Annotated in this window: 19 protein-coding genes; 13 read left to right on the top strand and 6 right to left on the bottom strand. The window is 71.1% G+C overall.

Translation table 11 applies throughout. From position 1 onward, the window contains the following. Positions 1–71: 71 nt before the first annotated feature. The 3 genes from OHA19_RS35220 (at position 72) to OHA19_RS35210 (ending at position 5,447) form a co-directional block, all read left to right on the top strand. Complete coding sequence (locus OHA19_RS35220; protein ID WP_405752836.1) at positions 72–1,520, top strand: Gfo/Idh/MocA family protein; 1,449 nt, start codon at positions 72–74, stop codon at positions 1,518–1,520. Positions 1,521–1,773: 253 nt separating this feature from the next. Next, positions 1,774–3,669, top strand: coding sequence for an ABC transporter transmembrane domain-containing protein (locus OHA19_RS35215; RefSeq protein WP_405752833.1), 1,896 nt, complete (start codon positions 1,774–1,776; stop codon positions 3,667–3,669). Further along, the gene (locus OHA19_RS35210; RefSeq protein WP_405709783.1) at positions 3,666–5,447 is read left to right on the top strand and encodes an ABC transporter ATP-binding protein; all 1,782 of its coding nucleotides are present in this window, start codon (positions 3,666–3,668) and stop codon (positions 5,445–5,447) included. Before OHA19_RS35215 ends, OHA19_RS35210 begins: the two co-directional genes overlap by 4 nt. Positions 5,448–5,491: 44 nt before the next feature. On the opposite strand, the gene OHA19_RS35205 is transcribed toward OHA19_RS35210, so the two are convergent. Then, entirely contained in the window at positions 5,492–6,283 is a 792-nt protein-coding gene (locus OHA19_RS35205) for a metal-dependent hydrolase (protein WP_405709786.1), read from the bottom strand. A 138-nt stretch (positions 6,284–6,421) separates the two neighbouring features. Between OHA19_RS35205 and OHA19_RS35200 the strand changes: the two genes are divergently transcribed. Together OHA19_RS35200 and OHA19_RS35195 are read left to right on the top strand one after the other, a co-directional pair. Beyond that, on the top strand, positions 6,422–8,935 hold the full coding sequence (locus tag OHA19_RS35200) for a DEAD/DEAH box helicase (protein ID WP_405709789.1): 2,514 nt from the start codon (positions 6,422–6,424) through the stop codon (positions 8,933–8,935). A 49-nt stretch (positions 8,936–8,984) separates the two neighbouring features. Next, entirely contained in the window at positions 8,985–9,857 is an 873-nt protein-coding gene (locus OHA19_RS35195; protein ID WP_405709792.1) for an acyl-CoA thioesterase, read from the top strand. Positions 9,858–9,871: 14 nt separating this feature from the next. Here the strand turns inward: OHA19_RS35195 and OHA19_RS35190 are convergent, their stop codons facing one another. Continuing rightward, on the bottom strand, positions 9,872–10,123 hold the full coding sequence (locus OHA19_RS35190; protein WP_405709794.1) for a DUF6011 domain-containing protein: 252 nt from the start codon (positions 10,121–10,123) through the stop codon (positions 9,872–9,874). Positions 10,124–10,192: 69 nt separating this feature from the next. Here OHA19_RS35190 and OHA19_RS35185 point away from each other — a divergent pair, with 69 nt between their 5' ends. Beyond that, positions 10,193–10,852, top strand: coding sequence for a hypothetical protein (locus OHA19_RS35185; protein ID WP_405709796.1), 660 nt, complete (start codon positions 10,193–10,195; stop codon positions 10,850–10,852). A gap of 38 nt (positions 10,853–10,890) precedes the next feature. Here OHA19_RS35185 and OHA19_RS35180 read toward each other — a convergent pair whose 3' ends face one another. Continuing rightward, entirely contained in the window at positions 10,891–11,172 is a 282-nt protein-coding gene (locus OHA19_RS35180; protein WP_405709799.1) for an SHOCT domain-containing protein, read from the bottom strand. An 81-nt stretch (positions 11,173–11,253) separates the two neighbouring features. Then, positions 11,254–11,697, bottom strand: coding sequence for a DUF6325 family protein (locus OHA19_RS35175; RefSeq protein WP_405709802.1), 444 nt, complete (start codon positions 11,695–11,697; stop codon positions 11,254–11,256). A gap of 287 nt (positions 11,698–11,984) precedes the next feature. Here OHA19_RS35175 and OHA19_RS35170 point away from each other — a divergent pair, with 287 nt between their 5' ends. Both OHA19_RS35170 and OHA19_RS35165 read left to right on the top strand, forming a co-directional pair. After that, positions 11,985–12,836, top strand: coding sequence for an SDR family oxidoreductase (locus OHA19_RS35170; RefSeq protein ID WP_405709804.1), 852 nt, complete (start codon positions 11,985–11,987; stop codon positions 12,834–12,836). 49 nt (positions 12,837–12,885) lie between these two features. Then, entirely contained in the window at positions 12,886–14,643 is a 1,758-nt protein-coding gene (locus OHA19_RS35165) for a cation:proton antiporter (RefSeq protein ID WP_405752830.1), read from the top strand. A 6-nt stretch (positions 14,644–14,649) separates the two neighbouring features. Here the strand turns inward: OHA19_RS35165 and OHA19_RS35160 are convergent, their stop codons facing one another. Continuing rightward, entirely contained in the window at positions 14,650–16,482 is a 1,833-nt protein-coding gene (locus OHA19_RS35160) for a glycoside hydrolase family 15 protein (protein WP_405709810.1), read from the bottom strand. Between the two features lie 297 nt (positions 16,483–16,779). Between OHA19_RS35160 and OHA19_RS35155 the strand changes: the two genes are divergently transcribed. Beyond that, positions 16,780–18,204 carry a DUF2252 domain-containing protein gene (locus OHA19_RS35155; RefSeq protein WP_405709813.1) on the top strand — a complete coding sequence of 475 codons (1,425 nt, stop codon included), beginning with the start codon at positions 16,780–16,782 and terminating at the stop codon, positions 18,202–18,204. Between the two features lie 170 nt (positions 18,205–18,374). Further along, positions 18,375–19,706: a chloride channel protein gene (locus OHA19_RS35150; protein WP_405709816.1), complete on the top strand. Its 1,332-nt coding sequence runs from the start codon at positions 18,375–18,377 to the stop codon at positions 19,704–19,706. Positions 19,707–19,724: 18 nt separating this feature from the next. On the opposite strand, the gene OHA19_RS35145 is transcribed toward OHA19_RS35150, so the two are convergent. Further along, positions 19,725–20,162 (bottom strand): hypothetical protein, encoded by a 438-nt coding sequence (locus tag OHA19_RS35145; protein WP_405709819.1) that lies wholly within the window; start codon positions 20,160–20,162, stop codon positions 19,725–19,727. A 158-nt stretch (positions 20,163–20,320) separates the two neighbouring features. Here OHA19_RS35145 and OHA19_RS35140 point away from each other — a divergent pair, with 158 nt between their 5' ends. The 3 genes from OHA19_RS35140 (at position 20,321) to OHA19_RS35130 (ending at position 22,163) form a co-directional block, all read left to right on the top strand. Next, on the top strand, positions 20,321–20,902 hold the full coding sequence (locus OHA19_RS35140; RefSeq protein WP_405709822.1) for a helix-turn-helix domain-containing protein: 582 nt from the start codon (positions 20,321–20,323) through the stop codon (positions 20,900–20,902). Between the two features lie 13 nt (positions 20,903–20,915). Further along, positions 20,916–21,458 carry a GNAT family N-acetyltransferase gene (locus tag OHA19_RS35135; protein ID WP_405752827.1) on the top strand — a complete coding sequence of 181 codons (543 nt, stop codon included), beginning with the start codon at positions 20,916–20,918 and terminating at the stop codon, positions 21,456–21,458. A 216-nt stretch (positions 21,459–21,674) separates the two neighbouring features. Continuing rightward, positions 21,675–22,163 carry a glutathione peroxidase gene (locus tag OHA19_RS35130; RefSeq protein ID WP_405709827.1) on the top strand — a complete coding sequence of 163 codons (489 nt, stop codon included), beginning with the start codon at positions 21,675–21,677 and terminating at the stop codon, positions 22,161–22,163. Positions 22,164–22,179 lie beyond the last annotated feature (16 nt).

Below are 22,179 nucleotides of genomic sequence, written 5' to 3'. Positions count from 1 at the left end.
CTCAACTACCAAGGTCCTTACCGAGGTTCAATCACCAGCCGCGCACGTCAGACCCCCTTTCTGGAGGATCGATGAACGACGCAGCACAGCGACACGACGGCACGCAGGGTGGCGACGAGGGTTCCATGAGCCGCCGCTCGGTCCTTTGGACGACCGCCGGAGTGGCCGGCGCCGGGCTCGGACTCGGCGCCCTCGGCAGCTCCTCCGCGGCCGCCGCCCCCGGCCGGGGCACGGAGGCCGCCGCGGACCCGGAGGCCGCTCCGAAGCGCCAGGGCAGGACCATGGTGGGCGTCCCCTTCGACCGGCGCTCCACCGTACGGGTCGGCATAGTCGGCCTCGGCAATCGCGGTGGCAGCATGATCGACCTCTTCCTCGCCGTCACCGGCGTACAGGTCGTCGCCGTCTGCGACCCGGTCAAGGCCAAGGCGCAGCAGGCTGCGGCCAAGGTGACCGCCGCGGGACAGCCGGCACCCGCCGTCTACACCAATGGTGAGGACGACTACGAGAACCTCTGCAAGCGGGGGGACATCGACTTCGTCTATGTGGCGACGCCCTGGGACTTCCACTTCCAGATGGCAAAGACCGCCATGCTGAACGGCAAGCATGTCGGTGTGGAGTGTCCGATCGCGCTCCAGCTCGACCAGCTCTGGGAGCTCGTCGACCTGTCCGAGCGCACCAGGCGCCACTGCATGCAGCTGGAGAACTGCTGCTACGGACAGAACGAGATGCGGGTGCTGCGCATGGCGCATGCGGGTCTCTTCGGGGATCTGCTGCACGGCGCGGGCGCCTACAACCACGATCTGCGCGGCCTGATGTTCGACCCGGACTACTACGAAGGCCCTTGGCGCAGGCTGTGGCACACCAGGCTGCGTGGCGACCTCTACCCCAACCACGGGTTCGGCCCGGTCGCCAATTACATGGACATCAACCGCGGCGACCGTGCGGTGAGCATCACCAGTGTCGGTTCCCCGTCCCTCGGGCTCGCCGAGTACCGCGAGAAGAACATGCCGGCCGGCGACCCGAGCTGGAAGGAGACCTACATCGAGTCCGACCGGACCATCAGTCTCGTCCAGACCGCCAAGGGACGGGTCATCCGGCTGGAGCACGACGTGTCCACTCCGCATCCGTACTCGCGGATCAACAGCCTCGGCGGCACGAAGGGTGTCTTCGAGGACTACCCCGCCCGTATCTACATCGAGCCCGACCACACCAATGACAGCTGGGGCGACTTCTCCAAGTACCAGGAGTGGGACCACTGGCTGTGGAAGGAGCACGCCAACCCGCCCGGCGGCCACGGCGGCATGGACTACATGCTGGTGTTCCGGCTGATGCAGTGCATGCGGCTCGGTCTCGTCCCCGACTTCGATGTGTACGACGCGGCGACCTGGACGTCGCCCGTGCCGCTCAGCCACCTGTCCATCAAGGCGAAGGGCGCGCCGCAGCAGATTCCGGACTTCACCCGCGGTGAGTGGAAGAAGGCCCGCTCCGGCATGGACTCGGAGAACCCGGAGAAGGCCTGACCCGGCCGATACGACGCTGCGGGGCCCGGCCTTACCGGGCCCCGCAGCGTCGTGTCCGGCTCGCCCGTCCCGTCTCGCGGCCATGGCACGACCGGCGCCGTTTCCGGACAGAAAACCAATTGCCCCGACCGACGTCCCGGGGTGAACCTTGCACGGTTTGAGTCATTCACCGGACAAGCGGCGACATCGAACAACCGTCGCATCGAACAAAACGTCACACCGAACGAACTGTCACACCGAACCATGGGACGTCATGCAGATTCGCGATCTTCCCTACCCGGATCCCGGCGATCCCGATGTCCGCTCAGGCCCTCGCTTCCTGCTCTGGCTGGGGCGCAACCAGCTCAGGGGCCAGCTCGCATCCATGTCCTGGGGCCTGCTGCACCAGTGTTCCCTAGCCGGCCTGCCTCCCGCCGTCGGCCTGGCCGTCCAGGCAGTCGTGGACCGTTCCGGCAGCCGGCTCGCGTGGTCGGGCGGCCTGATCGCGGTCCTCGGCGTGCTGATGGCCGTGGGCGACACCATGCTGCACCGGACGGCCGTCACCAACTGGATCACCGCTGCCGCCCGGGTCCAGCAGCTGCTGGCCCGTAAGACCGCGGAGCTCGGTTCGGCGCTGACGCGCCGGGTCGCGGCGGGCGAGGTGGTCGCGGTGTCCACGGGGGACGTCGAGAAGATCGGCTGGTTCGTCGAGGCGCTCTCACGGTTCGCCGCGGCGGCCGCCGCACTGGTGCTGATCTGTGTGGGGCTCCTGTTGTATCTCCCGTCGCTGGGCATCCTGGTGGCGGTCTCCGTGCCGCTGCTGGCCCTGGCCGTTCTGCCGCTGCTCCCCCGGGCAACCCGGCGTGCGGACCTCCAGCGCGAGAAGGCGGGAAAGGCCACGGAACTGGCCTCGGACACCGTGGCGGGGCTGCGGGTGCTGCGCGGGATCGGTGGCGAGGAGCTATTCCTCGGCCGCTATCGGCGTGCCTCCCAGGAGGTCCGCGAGGCCGCGGTGCGCAGCGCGCGGATGTGGTCGCTGATCTCGGCGATCCAGGTTCTGCTGCCGGGCGTGCTGCTCATCTCGCTGGTCGTGTACGGAGCGATGCTGGCCCGGGACGGCCGGATCGGGGTCGGCCAGCTGGTCACGGTCTACAGCGCGGCGACACTGCTGCTGTTCCCGCTCCGCCACTTCGAGGAGATCGCGATGGCGTACTCCTTCTCGCGGCCCTCCGCCCAGCGGGCGGTCCGGGTGCTGTCGTTGCACCGCACGGACCGGCCGTCGAGCGTCGGTGCCGCACCGGCCGCCGACGCCGCGCCGACCGGTGATCTCTACGACCCGGTCACCGGTCTGATGGCCCCGGCGGGCCTGTTCACGGCGGTGGTCTGCGGGGATCCGGACGAGGCGGGCCGACTGGCCGAGCGGCTCGGCGGGCACGCCCGGGAAGACGCGGACCCGGACGAGGACGGGCGTACCGCGGGGGCGGAGGGCGGAGCGCCCGGTTCCGCGGGCGGGGACGCCGCGGCGCGGGCGACGCCGTCCGTCCTGCTCGGTGGCGTGGCGCTGGACGAACTCCCGCTGGAGTCCGCCCGGACCGCCGTGCTGGTCCAGGACAAGGACCCGGTGCTGCTCTCCGGCACGCTGCGCGAGCTGCTGGACGTCCCGTCGTCGGGCCGGGTGCGTACCGAGGAGGCGCTGACGGCCGCGCAGTGCGGCGATGTGCTGGACTCCTTGGCGCAGGCCTCCGTCGCCACGGACGGCGACCCGATGACCACCCGGATCACCGAACGCGGCCGGTCGCTCTCGGGAGGCCAGCGTCAGCGGCTCGCGCTGGCCCGCTCCCTGGTGGCCGACCCGGAGGCGCTGGTGCTCGACGAACCGACCTCCGCCGTCGACTCGCACACGGAGGCCCGGGTCGCCGCCGGTATCAAGGGGTTGCGCCAGGGCCGCACCACCGTGGCGTTCGCCTCCTCGCCACTGCTGCTCGACCTCGCGGACCGGGTGGTGCTGCTGCACCGCGGCACCGTCGTCGCGGTCGGCGGGCACCGTGAGCTCCTGCACACGGACCCCCGCTACCGGGCGGTCGTGACACGGGAGACGGACGACGAGATCGGTGCCCCGGCCTCCTGGGGCACGACCGGAACGATCGAGGAAATCGAGGAACGGGCATGATCGGCGTCGCAGTACCGGCGTACGACCCGGCCGCGCCGGAGTCGGCGACGACCCTGCCGGTCGGCACTCCCGCCACCGTGCGGAGCTATGTACGGGAGCTGTTGCGGCGCCATCGAGGGCGGTTCACCGTGCTCGTCGCGTTCAACGCCATCGCGGTGATCGCGTCGATCGTCGGCCCGTATCTGCTGGGCGGGCTGGTCGAGGACCTCTCCGAGGGGGTGCGGGACCTCCATCTGGAGCGTACCGCCGGGGTGTTCGCGCTCGCGCTGATCGTGCAGACCGTGTTCACCCGGCTGATGCGCCTGCGCAGCGCGATGCTCGGTGAGGAGATGCTGGCCGATCTTCGCGAGGACTTCCTCGTGCGGTCGGTGGGACTGCCGCCGGGGGTGCTGGAGCGGGCCGGGACCGGCGATCTGCTCTCCAGGATCACCACGGACATCGACCGGCTGGCCAACGCGATGCGCGAGGCCGTGCCGCAGCTGGCGATCGGTGTGGTGTGGGCGGGGCTGCTCCTTGCCGCCCTCACCGTGACGGCTCCGCCGCTGGCGCTCTCGGTGCTGCTCGCGCTGCCCGTGCTGATCCTCGGCTGCCGCTGGTACTTCAAGCGGGCGCCGTCCGCGTACCGTTCGGAGGCCGCGGGGTACGCCGCGGTCGCCGCGATGCTGGCGGAGACCGTGGACGCAGGACGGACCGTGGAGGCGCACCGGCTGGGTGCGCGCCGGGTGGCTCTGTCGGACACCCGTATCCGGCAGTGGACGGTGTGGGAGCGGTACACGCTCTTCCTGCGTTCCGTCCTCTTCCCCGTCATCAACGCCACCTACGTGACGATTCTGGGCGCGGTCCTCATGCTCGGCGGCTGGTTCGTCATCGAGGGCTGGATGACCGTGGGGCAGCTGACGACGGGTGCGCTGCTGGCACAGATGATGGTCGACCCGATCGGTCTGATCCTGCGCTGGTACGACGAGTTGCAGGTCGCCCAGGTGTCGCTGGCCCGGCTCGTCGGGGTGCGGGACATCGAACCGGACGCGGGCGACGCGGAGGTCGTGCCGGACGGCCGTGACGTCCGGGCCGACGAGGTGCGCTTCGGGTACCGCGCCGGGCTCGACGTCCTGCACCGGGTGTCGCTGGACGTGGCACCGGGTACGCGCCTGGCGCTGGTCGGTCCGTCCGGCGCCGGCAAGTCCACGCTGGGCCGCCTGCTGGCCGGGATCTACGCCCCTCGCGAGGGCGAAGTGACGCTCGGCGGCGCCGAGTTGTCGCGGATGCGGGCGGAGGACGTACGCACGCATGTGGCGCTGGTCAACCAGGAGCACCATGTGTTCGTCGGTTCGCTGCGCGACAACCTGCTGCTGGCCCGGACGGGCGCCGAGGACGCCGAGCTGTGGGCGTCGCTGGCGGCCGTCGACGCGGACGGCTGGGCGAAGGCGCTGGAGGAGGGGCTGGACACCGAGGTGGGTTCCGGCGGTCTGGCGCTGACTCCGGCGCAGGCCCAGCAGGTCGCGCTGGCCCGGCTGGTCCTGGCCGATCCGCACACGCTGGTGCTGGACGAGGCGACATCCCTGCTGGACCCGCGGGCCGCCCGTCACCTGGAGCGCTCACTGGCCCGGGTGCTGGACGGCCGTACGGTCGTGGCGATCGCACACCGGCTGCACACCGCGCACGACGCGGATGTGATCGCGGTGGTGGAGCGCGGCCGGATCAGTGAGCTGGGCGGTCATGACGAGCTGGTGGCGGCGGACGGCGCGTACGCGGCGCTGTGGCGGTCCTGGCACGGCTGAGCACACTGCCCCGGGGCGGTGCGGCCGGCCCGGGGCGGTGCGCGTCAGATGAAGTTCAGCGCGGCCGCCCCGCCCACTCCCCCGAGCACCATGAACACCGGCATCAGCACCTTCAGCTCCACCCAGCTCCCGGCCCGGAACCGCATGGCCTTCGGCGGGCCGATCGGGTACCAGCGCTTGCGGCCGATCGGGATGGGCCACAGGATCGGGCAGCCGGAGACGGTGAGCGCGTCGCCGATGTCGTGGACGAGGGCGCCGAGCACGATGGGCAGCCCGAGCCAGAGGTACTCCTGGCCGGGGTCGGTGAACAGCCAGTCCGAGCCGTTGCCCGGCTGGTCCAGGACACCGGCCAGTATCCAGGCGCTGGTCGCGCCGAGCAGCCAGACCAGGACGTCGCTGGACATCCGGGCGGCCCGCCACAGCAGCCCTTCGACCGCGAGCACCAGGTGGACGAAGAGGATCGCCAGCACCGCCCAGCGGCCGCCGGTGACCGCCGCTGCGGAGGCTCCGGCACCGATCAGGACCGCCCACACCCAGGTGTGGGTCAGCGTCCGGTGACCGCCGTTGCGGGTCGAGTCGCCGCGCATCCGGGTCGCCTTGTAGACGGCGTGCGAGAGCTTGTCGACGATCTCGCAGAGCCCCCGGGACACCGGCCCGAAGGCGCGCGAGATGGTCGCGGACTTGTGGTCGAGGTCCGGGGCCAGCGCGGCTCCGGCGGTGATCAGCGCCCCTACGACGAGAACCGGCCACGGCATCGCATGGCCGGCGGCCGCCGCCGCCGCGCCCACCCCCAGCCAGGCCGCCGCACCTGACAGAGAGTGTGCCGGTCCCATCATGGTTCTTCCCGCCCCCAGAGTCGTATCGCTGCCATTGCCGTTACGGCACGGCCGAGTTGAGTGGGAAGCGTATCGCTCCTGATCTTCATACCGTCGTCCGGTTCCCTCATCCGGGCGGAAGGCAGGCAAGATGGGGGCGTGACCCTTATCGATCAGCTGCCCCCGACCGACGACCCCGACGCCCTCTTCGAGGCTTTCTCGTCATGGACCGAGACACGGGGCATCACCCTCTATCCGGCCCAGGAGGAGGCGCTGATCGAGGTGGTCTCCGGCGCGAACGTGATCCTTTCCACCCCGACCGGCTCCGGAAAGAGCCTGGTCGCGGCGGGCGCGCACTTCACCGCGCTGGCCCAGGACAAGGTCACCTTCTACACCGCGCCGATCAAGGCGCTGGTCTCGGAGAAGTTCTTCGACCTGTGCAAGCTGTTCGGTACGGAGAACGTCGGCATGCTCACCGGCGACGCCTCGGTCAACGCCGACGCCCCGGTGATCTGCTGCACGGCCGAGGTACTGGCCTCCATCGCGCTGCGTGACGGCAAGTACGCCGACATCGGCCAGGTCGTGATGGACGAGTTCCATTTCTACGCCGAGCCGGACCGCGGCTGGGCCTGGCAGATCCCGCTGCTGGAGCTGCCGCAGGCACAGTTCGTCCTGATGTCGGCCACGCTCGGCGACGTCCGGATGTTCGAGGAGGACCTGACCCGCCGCACCGGCCGCCCCACATCCGTGGTGCGCTCGGCGACCCGGCCGGTCCCGCTCAGCTACGAGTACCGGCTGACCCCGATCACCGAGACCCTCACCGAGCTCCTGGACACCAGGCAGTCGCCGGTCTACATCGTGCACTTCACCCAGGCCGCGGCCGTCGAGCGGGCGCAGTCGCTGATGAGCATCAACATGTGCACGAAGGAGGAGAAGGAGAAGATCGCCGATCTGATCGGCAACTTCCGCTTCACCACCAAGTTCGGCCAGAACCTCTCCCGCTATGTGCGCCACGGCATCGGGGTGCACCACGCAGGCATGCTGCCGAAGTACCGGCGCCTGGTGGAGAAGCTCGCCCAGGCCGGTCTGCTGAAGGTGATCTGCGGTACGGACACGCTCGGCGTCGGCGTCAACGTCCCCATCCGCACTGTGCTGTTCACCGCGCTCACCAAGTACGACGGCACCCGCGTGCGTACGCTGCGCGCCCGTGAGTTCCACCAGATCGCCGGCCGCGCGGGCCGGGCCGGCTTCGACACCGCGGGCTTCGTTGTGGCGCAGGCGCCCGAGCACGTCATCGAGAACGAGAAGGCCGTCAAGAAGGCGGGCGACGACCCGAAGAAGAAGCGCAAGGTGGTCCGCAAGAAGGCCCCCGAGGGCTTCGTCGCCTGGTCGGAGACCACCTTCGACAAGCTGATCCAGTCCGATCCGGAGCCGCTGACCTCCCGCTTCCGGGTCACGCACACCATGCTGCTGTCCGTGATCGCCCGCCCCGGCAACGCCTTCGAGGCGATGCGGCACCTGCTGGAGGACAACCACGAGCCGCGCCGCGCTCAGCTGCGGCACATCCGCCGGGCCATCGCGATCTACCGCTCGCTGCTGGACGGTGGCGTCGTGGAGCAGCTCGACGAGCCGGACGCGGAGGGCCGGATCGTCCGGCTCACCGTCGATCTCCAGCAGGACTTCGCGCTCAACCAGCCGCTGTCCACCTTCGCGCTGGCCGCGTTCGACCTGCTGGACCCGGACTCCCCCTCGTACGCGCTGGACATGGTCTCCGTCGTCGAGTCGACGCTCGACGACCCGCGGCAGATCCTCGCCGCGCAGCAGAACAAGGCGCGCGGCGAAGCGGTCGGGCAGATGAAGGCGGACGGCGTCGAGTACGAGGAGCGGATGGAGCTGCTCCAGGAGGTCACGTACCCGAAGCCGCTGAGCGAGCTGCTGTGGCACGCGTACGACGTGTACCGCAGGAGCCACCCGTGGGTGGGCGACCACCCGGTCTCGCCGAAGTCCGTGATCCGCGACATGTACGAACGTGCCATGACGTTCACGGAGTTCACCTCCAACTACGAGCTGGCCCGCACCGAGGGCATCGTGCTGCGTTATCTGGCCAGTGCGTACAAGGCGCTGGAGCACACCATCCCGGACGACCTGAAGTCCGAGGACCTGGAGGATCTGATCGCCTGGCTGGGCGAGATGGTCCGGCAGGTGGACTCCAGTCTGCTCGACGAGTGGGAGCAGCTGGCCAACCCGGAGGTGGAGACCGCCGAGGAGGCGCAGGAGCGGGCCGACGAGGTGAAGCCGGTCACGGCCAACGCCCGCGCCTTCCGGGTGCTGGTGCGCAACGCGATGTTCCGCCGGGTGGAACTGGCCGCGCTGGACAAGGTGGGCGAGCTCGGCGCGCTGGACGGCGACGCGGGCTGGGACGAGGACAAGTGGGGCGACGCGATGGACGCCTACTGGGACGAGTACGACGACCTGGGCACCGGCCCGGACGCCCGAGGTCCGAAGCTGCTGAAGATCGACGAGGACGCTGCGCACGGGCTGTGGCGGGTCCGGCAGACCTTCGCCGATCCCAACGGCGACCACGACTGGGGCATCAGCGCGGAGATCGATCTGGCCGCCTCCGACGAGGAGGGCCGGGCCGTCGTCCGCGTGACCTCCGTCGGTCAGCTGTGAGGACGTACGCCGCGGGCGCGGCGCCGCTGCGAGAGTGGAGACGAACCGCATGACGAATCCCGCCGAGCGCCTGGTCGATCTGCTCGACCTGGAGCGGATCGAGGTCAACATATTCCGTGGGCGCAGCCCGCAGGAGTCCCTGCAACGGGTCTTCGGCGGGCAGGTCGCCGGGCAGGCACTGGTCGCGGCTGGCCGGACCACCGACGGCGACCGGCCGGTCCACTCGCTGCACGCGTACTTCCTGCGTCCGGGGCGTCCGGGTGTGCCGATCGTGTACGAGGTGGAGCGCGTCCGGGACGGCCGGTCGTTCACGACCCGACGGGTCACCGCCGTCCAGCAGGGCCGGACGATCTTCAATCTGACGGCGTCCTTCCACCGGCCGGAGGAGGCGGGCTTCGAGCACCAGCTGCCGCCCGCCCGCGAGGTCCCGGATCCCGAGGAGCTGCCGACCGTCGCCGAGGAGGTCCGTGAGCACCTGGGGGTGCTGCCGGAGGCGCTGGAGCGGATGGCTCGGCGGCAGCCCTTCGACATCCGGTACGCCGACCGGCTGCGCTGGACTAAGGAGGAGGTCGAGGGCGCGGACCCGCGCAGCGCGGTGTGGATGCGCGCGGTCGGCCCGCTGGGCGACGACCCGCTGGTGCACACGTGTGCGCTGACGTACGCCAGCGACATGACACTCCTGGACGCGGTCCGTATCCCGGTGGAGCCGCTGTGGGGGCCGCGCGGCTTCGACATGGCCTCGCTGGACCATGCCATGTGGTTCCACCGCCCCTTCCGCGCGGACGAGTGGTTCCTCTACGACCAGGAGTCTCCGGTCGCGACGGGCGGCCGGGGGCTGGCGCGGGGCCGGATCTACGACCGGGACGGCAACCTGCTGGTGTCCGTGGTGCAGGAGGGGCTGTTCCGCCGTCTCGGTGAGTAGGGCCACCGTCCGGATCAGATGCCGGGCAGCGGGTCCTGCTCGACCTCGTGGCGGCGGGTGCGGATGTCCGGGGGCGCCGGATGCAGCTTGGCGTCGCAGGCGGGTCCGAGGCCGGTGCGGCGTGAGGCCGCGCCGGTGAGCGGGCGGCCGCACACCCGGCAGCGCACCACCTTTCGGCGGGCGGTGCGGCCGGCCGGGTCGTCCCCGGGCGAGGGCTCGGTGCCGGTTCCGGGGAACAGCTCGGGGAGGGGCTCGGCGGATTCCACGGTTCGATCTTCTCAGGACGCCCGTCTACTGTGCGACGTCCGAGCAGCGCACAACGGAGGAGTTCACTGGTGAGCAGCGTGCTGACCCTGAAGCCGGCCGCGTCATCGCCCGTCGGCCATGTCGTCGAGTTCGCCGATGCGCCCGGCGGCGCTTCCCGGGTGGTCGCCCATGTGGAGCGCGAACTGCCGGAGGGTGGGATACCCGCGTACCTCGCGGCCCGCAAGTCGGGTGCGCGTTCCTTCGTCCTGTGGGCCGACGCCGAGCGCCGGGCCCGGCTGGCCACCCTGGTCACCGCGTCCGTGGCCGACGGCGTGGCCACCTACCGGGTGCTGGGCGCGCAGGGCGAGCCGATCGGCACGCTCGTCCGGGAGAAGGCCCTCCACGGCAGGGGGCTGCGGACCCGCTGGACGGTCGCCCAGACCGGCTGCCCGGAGGCGGTCGGCCTCAAGGGCCGGATCTTCTGGTGGTACGTGTGGTGGCTGCTGTTCCCGGTCCAGGTGGCGATCGGCGTGGGCAGCCTCCTGAGCGGCGGGGGCGATGTGGCTCGCGGGCCGCGGCGCATCATCTGGCGGGCAGGCCGGGAGGTTCCGCTGGAGTTCTTCTCGGACGACGACGAGATCCATGTCCACGCGCCGTGGGTCGACTGGCGGCTCGCGGCCGCGCTGAGCGCGCTGATCCGTACCTTCGACGGCTGGCTGGGCACGCCCTGGGACGACAAGCGGAAGTGATCCGCGCCGACGCGGTCCCGGTCGCACGGCCGGGCCCGTCAGGATCCGAGGATTCTGGCCTTCTGGGTCTCGAACTCGCTCTCGCTCAGCACTCCCTGGCTCTTGAGGTCGCCCAGGTCCTTCAGCTGGGCGATCTTGTTGCTCATCTCGTCCTCCGCCGTGAGGGACGGGGGCGCCGCGGGAGCGGACCGGGCCTGCGCCTGTTGGGCGTCCTGCTGTGCCCAGCGGCCCGCCTGCCGCCGGGAGACCCGGTTGGAGACCGAGGTGGCGGTTCCGGCGATCACCGCTGTACGGGCGACGCCACGAAGAAGGCCTGGCATGGTGCATCTCCTTATTGACTGGCTGGTGCAGGGCGCGGCCCACGCATCGAGGACCGGTCTGCGCTGCGGATGCTGAACGGCTCAGACGCCGGCCTCGGCCGCGTCGAGCGATGCCAGGATCTCCTGGACCGGGATGCGCCCGTTGGCGACGAGGCGTCCCCCCGAGCGGCGCAGCGCGGCCGCGAGCGGTCCGGCCCACACGTTCTCGTAGATGACGATCCCGGCGGAGCTGCCGGGTTCGAGCACCGCGCTCACCTCGTCGATGTCGTCCCGGTCGAGCAGGCCGGAGGACACCCCTTCGAAAACGGTGAGGTCCTGGTGGCCGTTGGCGGTCAGCTCGGAGAGCTCGACGCCCGCGACCGTTCCGTCCTCGCTCTTCCTGACGAAGACCAGATCCAGGATCCGGATGACTCCCCGGTCGACCAGGTCGACCAGCAGGGGCAGTCCCTCGCCCGTCATCCGGCTTCCCGGGAACTCGATCACCAGGTAGTCGATCGGCCCCGTCTCGTCGGTCTCGCTGCTCACACCGGCTCCTAAGAATCTCGACTGCCCCGGGTCGCCCAGGGCCTGTGCCTCCGTCATTGGAGCAGTGGGCGGGCCGGTGCGCATCTCGGTCGTGGCAGTGGGTGGACGCGGCCCCGGTTGCGCCGTCGGAGGGACAGCGGGTCACTCCGACGGCCGAGTGGTGCGAGCCGTGCCCCGCCCGTGCCCGGTTGCCACGGATGGTTGTCGCGCGCGGGCGGTCTGCGCAGGCCGGTCCGGATGCCTGCGTGGTCCGGATGCCGCCACGCGCGGGACGACGGGAGACGACGATGACTTCACCTTCACCTTCAACGGCGGACGCGGCCCGGCAGCGGATTCCGTTGCCCCTGCTGCGGGGCCAGAAGGCTCTGGTGACGGGTGCGAGCTCCGGCATCGGCAGGGCGACCGCGGTGGAGCTGGGGCGGGCAGGTGCCGATGTCGTCGTCAACTACGTCGCGGGCCGTGAGGCGGCCGAGGAGGTGGTGCGGGAGATCGAGGCCTTCGGCGTGCGGGCGTACGCCCATGAGGCGGACGTCTCCCGGGAGGAGCAGGTCGTCGCCATGTTCGCCCGCGTGGTCGAGGAGTTCGGCACGCTCGACGTCCTGGTCGCCAACGCCGGCCTCCAGCGGGACGCCGCCGTCACGGAGATGACCCTGGAACAGTGGGACAAGGTGCTGGACGTCAATCTCACCGGACAGTTCCTGTGCGCCCGGGAGGCGGTCAAGGAGTTCGACCGCCGGGGCGTGGTTCCCGAGGTGTCCCGCGCCGCCGGGAAAATCATCTGCATGAGCTCGGTCCACCAGATCATTCCGTGGTCGGGGCATGTGAACTACGCCGCGTCCAAGGGCGGCGTCCTCATGCTGATGCAGACCCTGGCCCAGGAATGCGCACCGCGAGGCATCCGGGTCAACGCCGTGGCCCCCGGTGCCATCCGCACCCCCATCAACACCAGCGCCTGGGACACCCCCGAGGCCGAGGCCGAACTCCTCCGGCTGATCCCCTACCGCCGGGTGGGCGATCCGGTGGACATCGCCACCGCGGTGACCCTGCTGGCGTCCGACCTGATGGATTACGTCGTGGGCACCACCCTCTACGTCGACGGCGGGATGACCCTCTTCCCCGGCTTCGCCACCGGAGGCTGACCCTGTTCACCAGGGCGGCGGATCACATGGCATCCGAGGAGGCACGGACATGACGGCTGATCAAGCAATGGTGGGCGTGGGGCTCATCGTGGTGCTCGCGGTCGGCTCCCAGCTCCTGGCGAACCGGCTGCGGATTCCCGCGCTGCTGGTCCTGCTGCCGGTCGGCTTCACCGCCGGAGCGCTGACGGACGACGTCGATCCCGAGAGGCTGCTCGGTGCGGCCTTCTCACCGCTGGTCTCGCTCGCGGTGGCGGTGATCCTCTACGAGGCCGGGCTCGGACTGGAGATCAGCCGGTTGCGGGGCCATACGCGCCGCATCGTGGTCAGGCTGCTCTGGCTGGGGGCGCTCATCACCTGGCTGTCCGCCGCGCTGTTCGCGGTGCCGGTGCTGAGCATGTCCAAGGGTGCGGCCGTGATGCTGGGCGCGATCCTCGTCGTGTCCGGCCCTACGGTCGTCGGGCCACTGCTCAACTTCGTACGGCCCTCCGAGCGGCTCCAGCGCATCCTCGTCTGGGAGGGCTCCCTGATCGATCCGGTCGGCGGCATCCTGGGGGCACTCGTCTTCCACGGCGTCGTCGCCGGTGAACGCAAGGGCTTCGGCAGTCAGTTGGAGCAGTTCTCGGCCAGCGTCGCGGTGGGCGCGGTGGGCGGCGTGGTCGGGGCCGGTGTGCTGTGGCTGCTGCTGCGCCGTGGCCGGCTGAACGAGGAACTGGCCACGTCGGCGCAGATCGCCGCGGTGATCGGGATCGCCGCCGCCTGTGACGCGCTCCGCGAGGACACCGGGCTCATCTCCGCGGTCGTGATGGGAATGGCGATGGCGAACCTTCGGGGGCTGGACATTCCGGCTCGCCGGCCGTTCCTCGACACCCTGGTCTCGCTGATCATCGGCCTGTTGTTCATCTCCATCTCGGCCACGGTCACCCCGGCCTCGCTGCGCCACGTGGTGCTGCCCTCGCTTGCGCTGGTCGCCCTCCTGGTGCTGGTGGTGCGCCCGCTCGTGGCCCTGGTGTCGACGGCCGGCACCGATGTCCGGGGCGGGGAACGGTGGTTCATCGGGTGGATGGCCCCGCGTGGCATCGTCGCCGCGGCGACCGCCTCCACGTTCTCGGCGACTCTGGTGGCTCGGGGCGTGGACGGCGCGGAGCGGATCCTTCCCGCGACCTTCGTGGTGATCGTCGCCACCGTCACGCTGTACGGCCTGACGGCGTTCCCGGTCGCCCGGTGGCTGGGAGTGCTGCGCCCGTCCCGGTCCCGGCCGCTGCTGGTCGGCGGCGCGCCCTGGGCGGTCGATCTGGCGCGCGCGCTGAACTCGGCGGGACTGGACGTGCTGATGTGGGCGGGTGCCGAGCACCAGCGGGCCCGGATCGAGGAGGCCGGGCTGCCGCTGGCGCCGGGCGAGCTGCTCGCGGCGGCCTCCGGTGCCGGGGCGGAGCTGGAAGGCATCACCGGTGTGCTGCTGCTCACCGAGGAGGACGACTTCAACGCACTGGCCGCGATGACCCTGCGGGAGAGCGTCGAGGGCCCGGTCCACCGGCTCGCTCCGGGCACCGACAGCCAGGGTGTGGTGGCGCCGTACACCGGGGGCGAGCCCCTCTTCCGTACCGGCCTGACCGGGCCGGAGCTGGCCCGCCGGTACGCGGCCGGGGCCCGGGTGCTGACGCGGCGGCCCGACGGCGCGGTCCCGGCCGGGCACGACATGCTGTTCGTCGTGCGCGCCGACGGACTGCTCGCCCCGGTCACCCGCACGCACACCCCGGACGCCCGGCCGGGCGACACCTCAGTCCTCCTCGGGCCTCCGTCTCGCTGAGTCCTGTCAGGCGCGTTCCCGGGCGCGTGCCGCGTCCAGCGCCTCGTCCAGGGTCCGGGCCGCCGTGATGAGCGAGAGGTGGGTGAACGCCTGCGGGAAGTTGCCGAGCTGCTCGCCGCTGGGGCCGATCTCCTCGGCGAACAGGCCGACATGGTTGGCGTACGTGAGCATCTTCTCGAAGGTGTAACGGGCCTTGCGCAGCCGGCCCGCGCGGGCCAGGGCGTCGACGTACAGGAACGTGCAGAGGCTGAACGTGCCCTCGGAGCCCCGCAGTCCGTCCGGGGAAGCCGCGGGGTCGTAACGGTAGACGAGGCTGTCGGAGACGAGTGTGCGGTCCATGGCATCGAGCGTGGCGAGCCAGCCCGGGTCCTTCGGGGCGAGGAACCCCACCCTGGGCATCAGCAGCAGCGAGGCGTCCAGCACTCCGCTGCCGTAGTACTGGACGAAGGCCTGCCCGGACTCGCTCCAGCCGCGTTCCATGACCTGTTCGAGAATGGTGTCCCTGGCCCCGGTCCACCGGGCGGTGTCGGCGGGCCGGCTGAGTTCGGACGCCAGGCGCAGACCGCGGTCGAATGCCGCCCAGCACATCACCCGGCTGTAGGTGAAGTCCTGCCGTCCGCCGCGGGTCTCCCAGATGCCCTCGTCGGGCCGGTCCCAGCGGTCCACGAGCCAGTCGAGGGTCCGGGCCACGGCCTGCCAGCCCCGGTAGCCCGCCTGAAGGTCCACCTTGCGGCCTTCGGACAGTGCGTAGAGGACCTCGCCGTAGATGTCGAGCTGCAACTGGTCGGCGGCCGCGTTGCCGAGCCGTACCGGGTACGAGCCCCGGTAGCCCTCGAAGTGGGCCAGCGTCTCCTCCGTCAGCAAGGGTTCGCCGTCGACGCGGTACATGATCCGCAGGGGTTCCTCCCCGCCGTCGTCCTGCCGGAGCCGGCCGCCGAGCCAGTGGGTGAACGCGATCGCCTCGTCCACGAAGCCGAGGTCGAGCAGGGCCCGGACCGACAGCGAGCCGTCCCTGACCCAGGTGTAGCGGTAGTCCCAGTTGCGTTCGCCGCCGACCTGCTCGGGCAGTCCCATGGTCGCCGCCGCGACGGGTGCGCCGGAAGGGGCGTAGGTGAGCAGTTTGAGCGTGATGGCGGAGCGGTTGACCATGTCGGACCAGCGCCCCCGGTAGCGGGAGCCGCGCACCCACCGCTGCCAGAAGTCGACGGTCTCCCAGAGCTGTTCCGTGACGGCGTCGACGGTCGGTTCGGGCGGCGCGGGCCCGTCCGCCGCGCAGACGGTGAAGACCGCGAAGGCCGATTCGCCGACGTTCAGCACCACTTCGCCCACGGCGTCCCGGCCGTCGCGTGCCACGGGGAATCCGGTCTGGAGGTGGGCCGCGATCCCCGGTGCCCGGAACACGGCTCCTCCGGGGCGCAGTTCGAGTCCGTGTGCGGCCCGGCCGTAGTCGAACCGGGGCCGGCACTCCATGGCGAAGCGCACGGTCCCGCGCACCGCGCGCACGGCCCGCACCAGGGTGTGCCGGTCGGTGGGCGTCCCGGTACGTCCGGGCGGCATCCAGTCGAGCACCTCACCGACGCCGTCCGGCGCCATGAATCGGGTGACCAGGACCGCGCTGTCCGGGTAGTAGAGCTGTCGGCAGGAGCTTCGGGGGTCATCGGGCGCCAGCCGGAAGAAGCCGCCGTGATCGTGGTCGAGCAGTGCGGCGAAGACGCTGGGGGAATCGAACCTCGGCGCGGCGAACCAGTCGACGACTCCCTGCGAGGAGACCAGTGCGGCGGTCTGCAGGTCGCCGACCAGCCCGTGTTCGGCAATGGGCGGGTATCGGTCCATGAGCATCCACTCCCGGGGTCCGTGACCATCCGTTCCGGACGGACCGCTCCGGCCTCCACTATCCGCCCGGCGCCCGGTGCTCGCCTGCCCGGACGCCGGGCCCGGGCGGTCCGGACGTAGCGGTCCGGGCGCGGGGCGTGACTGCGGCGTCCAGATGATGCCGGAACCGGGCCGAGCCGCGATGATCGGATTCGGGGCACGCACGCGCCGACCGGTGCGGCGCCCCGGGCCGGGGACGCCGTCGCGAATGGCGCACGCCCGTGGAGCGGTGGCGCACGCCCGTGGAGCAGTCAGGAGGCCCGGATGCCGCAGGACGCGACCTCGATGCTCAGGACGGCACCGGACGCGACGCCGGAGCAGCGGGCGGCTCGCGGCAGGGCGGCCCGGCGGGCGACCCCACGGTCGAGTCACGCCGAGTTCGAACCGGCGGCCGACCGGCCCGACCCGCTGGCCGTCCTCGAAGCCCAGTCCGCGGCCCGGGTGCCCGAGCTCGTACCGATCCGCTACGGCCGGATGGCCGAGTCGCCGTTCCGCTTCTACCGGGGCGCCGCCGCGATCATGGCCTCCGACCTGGCCACCTCCGGGGATTCCGGGATCAGGACCCAACTGTGCGGGGACGCCCATCTGCTGAACTTCGGGCTGTTCGCCTCGCCGGAACGGAGTCTGCTGTTCGACATCAACGACTTCGACGAGACGTCGCCGGGGCCCTGGGAGTGGGACGTCAAGCGCCTGACTGCCAGCTTCGTCGTCGCGGGCCGGGCGAACGGCTTCACCGATCAGGAGCGCGCGGACATCGTGCTGACCACGGTGAGGTCGTACCGGGAGTCGATGATCCGGTTCGCCGGCATGCGCAATCTCGATGTGTGGTACTCGCGGACCGACATCGGCCGTCTCGAAGCGCTGGCCTCCCGGCAGTTGGCGAAGCGCGGCCGCAAGAAGCTGGCCCGGGCCGCGGCGAAGGCCCGTACCCGCGGCAACCTGCAGGCCTTCGACAGGCTCACCGAGACGGTGGACGGACAGCCGCGCATCGCGGCGGACCCGCCGCTGCTCGTACCGGTCGCCGATCTGCTCCCGCGCGGCGAGCGCGACGCGACGCAGGAGCAGTTCCGCGAACTGATCGGCCGCTACGGCCGCAGCCTGCCGTCGGACCGGCGGACCCTGCTCGCCGACTTCCGGCTCGTGGACATGGCCCGCAAAGTGGTCGGCGTCGGCAGTGTCGGTACGCGTTGCTGGATCATCCTGATGCTCGGCAGGGACGGCGAGGATCCGCTCCTGCTCCAGGCCAAGGAGGCCGACCACTCGGTGCTCGCGCCGCATGCCGGCCCCGGCCCGTACCGGAACCAGGGCGAGCGCGTGGTCGCGGGGCAGCGGCTGATGCAGGCGGCGGGCGACATCTTCCTCGGCTGGGAACGGGTGGAGGGGATCGACGGCAGGCGCCGCGACTTCTACGTACGCCAGTTGCGCGACTGGAAGGGCAGCATGGAGCCGGAGGACATGGTGCCGTCCGGCATGCGGGTCTTCGGCGAGGCGTGCGGCACCGCGCTGGCCCGCGCGCACGCCCGGTCCGGCGACCGGATCGCCATCGCGGCCTACCTGGGGCGCGGCCACTCGTTCGACCGGGCACTGACGTACTTCGCCGAGCAGTACGCCGACTGCAACGAGCGGGACCACCGGGCGCTCGTCGACGCGGTGCGGGCGGGCCGGCTTCCCGCGGTCCGGGACATCTGAGCTTCCCGCCGGCGCCGCCCGCGCGCTGGTCCGGAGGAATGGCAGTACGGAGATCACCGCACCCGTACAGCGGGTACATCACGGCCGAATGCGCACATTGTGCTATCTCCTTGTGGACGCTTGCGGGACAGCGTGTTCCGGACGGTTGCGACGCCGAGGAGACAACGATCATGTCGACCGAGCCCGCCGCGACTCCCCCGGCGGCAGTGAACCCCGGCGCACTGATCCGCACCCGCGGATACGCCGTGCTCCTGGTGATGGCGGCGGCGCTCGGAGTGCCGGTCTCGGCAGTGGCGTTCGGCTTCCTCGCGCTCGTCCACGAACTCCAGTCGCTCACCTACCACGACCTGCCCCGGGCGCTCGGTTTCGCCGGTACGCCGTCCTGGTGGCCGCTGCCGCTGCTGGCCGTCGCGGGCCTGCTGGTCGGGCTGACCGTCCGCCACCTGCCGGGCAAGGGCGGTCACCGGCCCGCCGACGGGATGGTGAGCACGGGGGCGCCGTCAGCGGTGGAACTGCCCGGCATCGTGCTGGCGGCGCTCGCCTCGCTGGGCCTGGGGGCGGTGCTCGGTCCCGAGGCGCCGCTCATCGCGCTCGGCGGCGGCCTGGCCGTGTCCGCGGCGCGCCTGGTCAGGCCCGGCATCGAGCCCGGCGCAAGTGCCGTGATGGGAGCCGCGGGAAGCTTCGCCGCGATCAGCGCGCTGCTGGGGTCGCCGCTCCTGGGTGCCTTTCTCCTGATGGAGACCTCGGGGCTGGCCGGGATGATGCTCGGAATGGTCCTGGTGCCAGGTCTGCTGGCGTCCGGCGTCGGCGCGCTCGTCTTCACCGGGCTCGGCTCGTGGACCGGGCTCGGGACGTACTCCCTGGCGCTTCACCATGTGCCCGCCGCCACGGTGCCCGACGTCGCGCAATTCGGCTGGGCGCTCGTCGTGGGCCTGGCCGCGGCCTTCGCCGGCACGGGCATCCAGCGGCTCGCGCTGTGCCTCCAGGAACGGGTGGAGGGGCGGACCGTGACGGCCACCGTCGTCATGGGCCTGGTCGTCGGCGCGGCGGCTCTCGTGTACGCGGAGAGCACCGGCCGGGACGCGTCCGGGGTGCTGTACTCCGGGGAGAACGCCCTCGATCCGCTGCTGGCGCAGAGCGCCGGATACTCGGTGGGCGCGCTCGTGGCGCTTGTCGTCTGCAAGGCGGTGGCGTACTGCGCGTCCCTGAGCAGCTTCCGGGGAGGCCCGGTCTTCCCGGCGATGTTCGTGGGAGCGGCGGGCGGTGTCGCGCTGTCCCATCTGCCGGGCCTGAACCTCACGTCGGGCTTCGCGATGGGCATCGGTGCCATGTGCGTGGCGATGCTGAAGCTCCCGATGACCTCGGTGCTGCTGGCGACACTGCTGCTGGGGGCCGAGGGCCTCACCGTCATGCCGCTCGTGATCGTCTCGGTCGTGGTCTCCTACGTCGTCACGCTCAGGCTCGCGCCGCCTCCGCCCGGCGCCCGGCCGGATCGAGGATGACGGACCTCCGCCGTGATCTCAGACGCTCCCCTTCTCCTCGCCCTGATCGGCGCAGAGCGCCCAGATGATGAAGACGTCGATGGCGATGAGCACGATGGACCAGAGCGGGTAGTGGGGCAGCCACAGGAAGTTGGCGAGTGCGCTCAGGCCCGCGAGCACGATGCCCGTCACGCGTGCCCACATGGCTCCGGAGAACAGCGCGCATCCTGCGATGACGATGAGGATGCCGAGCGCGAGGTGGATCCAGCCCCAGCCGGTGAGGTTGAACCGGAAGACATAGTCGCGGGTGGCGATGAACACGTTGTTCTTGGCGATGGCGGCGATCCCTTCGAAGATCGCCATCGCTCCCCCGAAGATCATCAGCACCGCCGCGAAGGCGGTCCAGCCGATCCGGAAGGGATGGTTCGAAGTCGAAGGGGTGGGCGCCACCGACGGCCCACTGGTTGTACTGGCCATTGCGGCCTCCTCGGGTAGCAGAGCAACCCGGCGGGCCGAGCGGCCGCCGGGACCTCCCCCACAAAGGGTGTCACGTCGGCACCCGCCCGGCAGAACAAGCACTTCCGGGGTTGTCGCCATCGCACGAGACGTCTCTGTACAGGGATATCATCTCCATGATGAGAGAAATGGAAGAGGTGGAGTCCGGCTCCGTCGATGCCCGGCTCGCCGCGCGCCTGGGTGAACTGCGCACCGAGCACGGCTGGTCGCTGGACGAACTCTCGCGACGCAGCGGGGTGAGCCGCTCCACGCTGTCCCGGATGGAACGCGGCGAGTTGAGCCCCACCGCCACCCTGCTCGGCAGGTTGTGCACGGTCTACGGACGGACGATGTCCCGGTTGCTGCTGGAGGTGGAGGCGGAACCCCCGCAGCTCGTTCCCGCCGCACGGCAACCGGTCTGGCGGGACGAGGCATCCGGCTTCGTACGCCGCTCGGTGTCACCGCCGCACACCGGCCTGCGCGCGGAGGTCGTCGAGGGCACCCTCGACGCGGGGGCCGCCATCGCGTACGAGAACGCACCGGTGTCGGGCATGGAGCAGCACGTCTGGGTGCTGGAGGGAACGGTCGAGATCACCGTCGACGGCACGGTGCACACCGTGCGCCGCGGCGACTGCCTCCGGTTCCGGCTGCGCGGCCCCTCGCACTTCCACTGCCCGGGGCCGGAGCGGGTCCGCTACGCCCTGGTGATCGTTCTGCCCTGAGAGGACTTCACACATGACCGAGATCGTGACCGTATGCGGGCATGAACTTGTCACCTACGCGGACGAGTTGGCCGCGCTCCTGATGGAAACCGTGGACGGCGGATCGTCGGTGGGTTTCCTCGCGCCGCTGGACCGCGACGTGGCCGCCGCCTGGTGGCGGGAGCGGGCCGGGGCCGTCGAGGCCGGCCTCCTGCAGGTGTGGATCGCCCGCGACGCGGAACGGGTCGCGGGAACCGTCGCCCTGTCCCGGGCCGGGCTGCCCAACGCCCGCCACCGCGCGGAAGTGGCCAAACTGATGGTGCGTCCGTCGGCCCGCGGCCGGGGCCTGGGCCGGTCGCTGCTCGATGCCGCCGAGGGTGCGGCCGCCGCGGCGGGCGTCACGCTGCTGGTCCTGGACACCGAGAGCGGAAGTCCCGCCGAGCGGCTCTACCGTTCGGCGGGCTGGACGGAGTGCGGCTCGATCCCGGACTACGCCGAGGACCCGGCCGGGGCCCTGAAGCCGACGACCCTCTACTACAAGGCGATCGGCCCCGAGCAGGCACTGCCGGACCGGTGACAGTGCGTCGTTCTCCCTGTCGGGGCACGGGAGTTCGACCCTCGGCCCGTATCCGCACAAGGGTCGCTCATCGGGGTCATGCCGCGGTCGCCGCAACGGCCGGACTCCCGCAGGTCGGTGACGTGCGGGGCTCCGGACGGCCGACGGACCGGCTTCGTGCGGACCGGTTTTGGGCGTGACAATGGCGGTGGAAGCCACACCTCACGAGGAGACCTCATGACGCTGCACGACATCCCCCTGCGCACGCTGACCGGTGAGCCCACGTCCCTGGCCGACTACCGGGGCCGGGCCGTCCTGTTGGTGAATGTCGCGTCCAAGTGCGGGCTCACCCCGCAGTACGAGGGGCTGGAAAGGCTCCAGAGCGAGTACGCGGACCGCGGCTTCACCGTACTCGGCGTGCCGTGCAACCAGTTCGCCGGCCAGGAGCCGGGGAGCCCGGAGGAGATCCAGACCTTCTGCTCGACGACGTACGGGGTCAGCTTCCCGCTGCTGGAGAAGACCGACGTGAACGGCGAGGGGCGCCACCCGCTCTATGCCGAGCTGGCGCAGCTGGCGGACGCGGACGGCGAAGCCGGCGACGTCCAGTGGAACTTCGAGAAGTTCCTCATCTCGCCGGCGGGCGAACCGGTCGCACGCCTGCGCCCGGGCACCGAGCCCCAGGCACCCGAGCTCATCGCGGCCATCGAGGCCCAGCTGCCTGCCTGACGGATCGTGTCCCCGG

Origin of the sequence: Streptomyces sp. NBC_00012, assembly GCF_045040875.1 — a bacterium.
In the GTDB taxonomy this organism is placed as follows: domain Bacteria; phylum Actinomycetota; class Actinomycetes; order Streptomycetales; family Streptomycetaceae; genus Streptomyces.
This window is presented reverse-complemented; position numbering and strand designations above follow the sequence as displayed.

What these genes read in the sequence shown, in the direction of transcription:
- OHA19_RS35220 (WP_405752836.1), top strand. Translation starts at nt 72, where the DNA reads ATGAACGACGCAGCACAGCGACACGACGGCACGCAGGGTGGCGACGAG.
- OHA19_RS35215 (WP_405752833.1), top strand. Translation starts at nt 1,774, where the DNA reads ATGCAGATTCGCGATCTTCCCTACCCGGATCCCGGCGATCCCGATGTC.
- OHA19_RS35210 (WP_405709783.1), top strand. Translation starts at nt 3,666, where the DNA reads ATGATCGGCGTCGCAGTACCGGCGTACGACCCGGCCGCGCCGGAGTCG.
- OHA19_RS35205 (WP_405709786.1), bottom strand. Translation starts at nt 6,283, where the DNA reads ATGATGGGACCGGCACACTCTCTGTCAGGTGCGGCGGCCTGGCTGGGG.
- OHA19_RS35195 (WP_405709792.1), top strand. Translation starts at nt 8,985, where the DNA reads ATGACGAATCCCGCCGAGCGCCTGGTCGATCTGCTCGACCTGGAGCGG.
- OHA19_RS35180 (WP_405709799.1), bottom strand. Translation starts at nt 11,172, where the DNA reads ATGCCAGGCCTTCTTCGTGGCGTCGCCCGTACAGCGGTGATCGCCGGA.
- OHA19_RS35170 (WP_405709804.1), top strand. Translation starts at nt 11,985, where the DNA reads ATGACTTCACCTTCACCTTCAACGGCGGACGCGGCCCGGCAGCGGATT.
- OHA19_RS35165 (WP_405752830.1), top strand. Translation starts at nt 12,886, where the DNA reads ATGACGGCTGATCAAGCAATGGTGGGCGTGGGGCTCATCGTGGTGCTC.
- OHA19_RS35160 (WP_405709810.1), bottom strand. Translation starts at nt 16,482, where the DNA reads ATGCTCATGGACCGATACCCGCCCATTGCCGAACACGGGCTGGTCGGC.
- OHA19_RS35155 (WP_405709813.1), top strand. Translation starts at nt 16,780, where the DNA reads ATGCCGCAGGACGCGACCTCGATGCTCAGGACGGCACCGGACGCGACG.
- OHA19_RS35150 (WP_405709816.1), top strand. Translation starts at nt 18,375, where the DNA reads ATGTCGACCGAGCCCGCCGCGACTCCCCCGGCGGCAGTGAACCCCGGC.
- OHA19_RS35145 (WP_405709819.1), bottom strand. Translation starts at nt 20,162, where the DNA reads ATGGCCAGTACAACCAGTGGGCCGTCGGTGGCGCCCACCCCTTCGACT.
- OHA19_RS35140 (WP_405709822.1), top strand. Translation starts at nt 20,321, where the DNA reads ATGAGAGAAATGGAAGAGGTGGAGTCCGGCTCCGTCGATGCCCGGCTC.
- OHA19_RS35135 (WP_405752827.1), top strand. Translation starts at nt 20,916, where the DNA reads ATGACCGAGATCGTGACCGTATGCGGGCATGAACTTGTCACCTACGCG.
- OHA19_RS35130 (WP_405709827.1), top strand. Translation starts at nt 21,675, where the DNA reads ATGACGCTGCACGACATCCCCCTGCGCACGCTGACCGGTGAGCCCACG.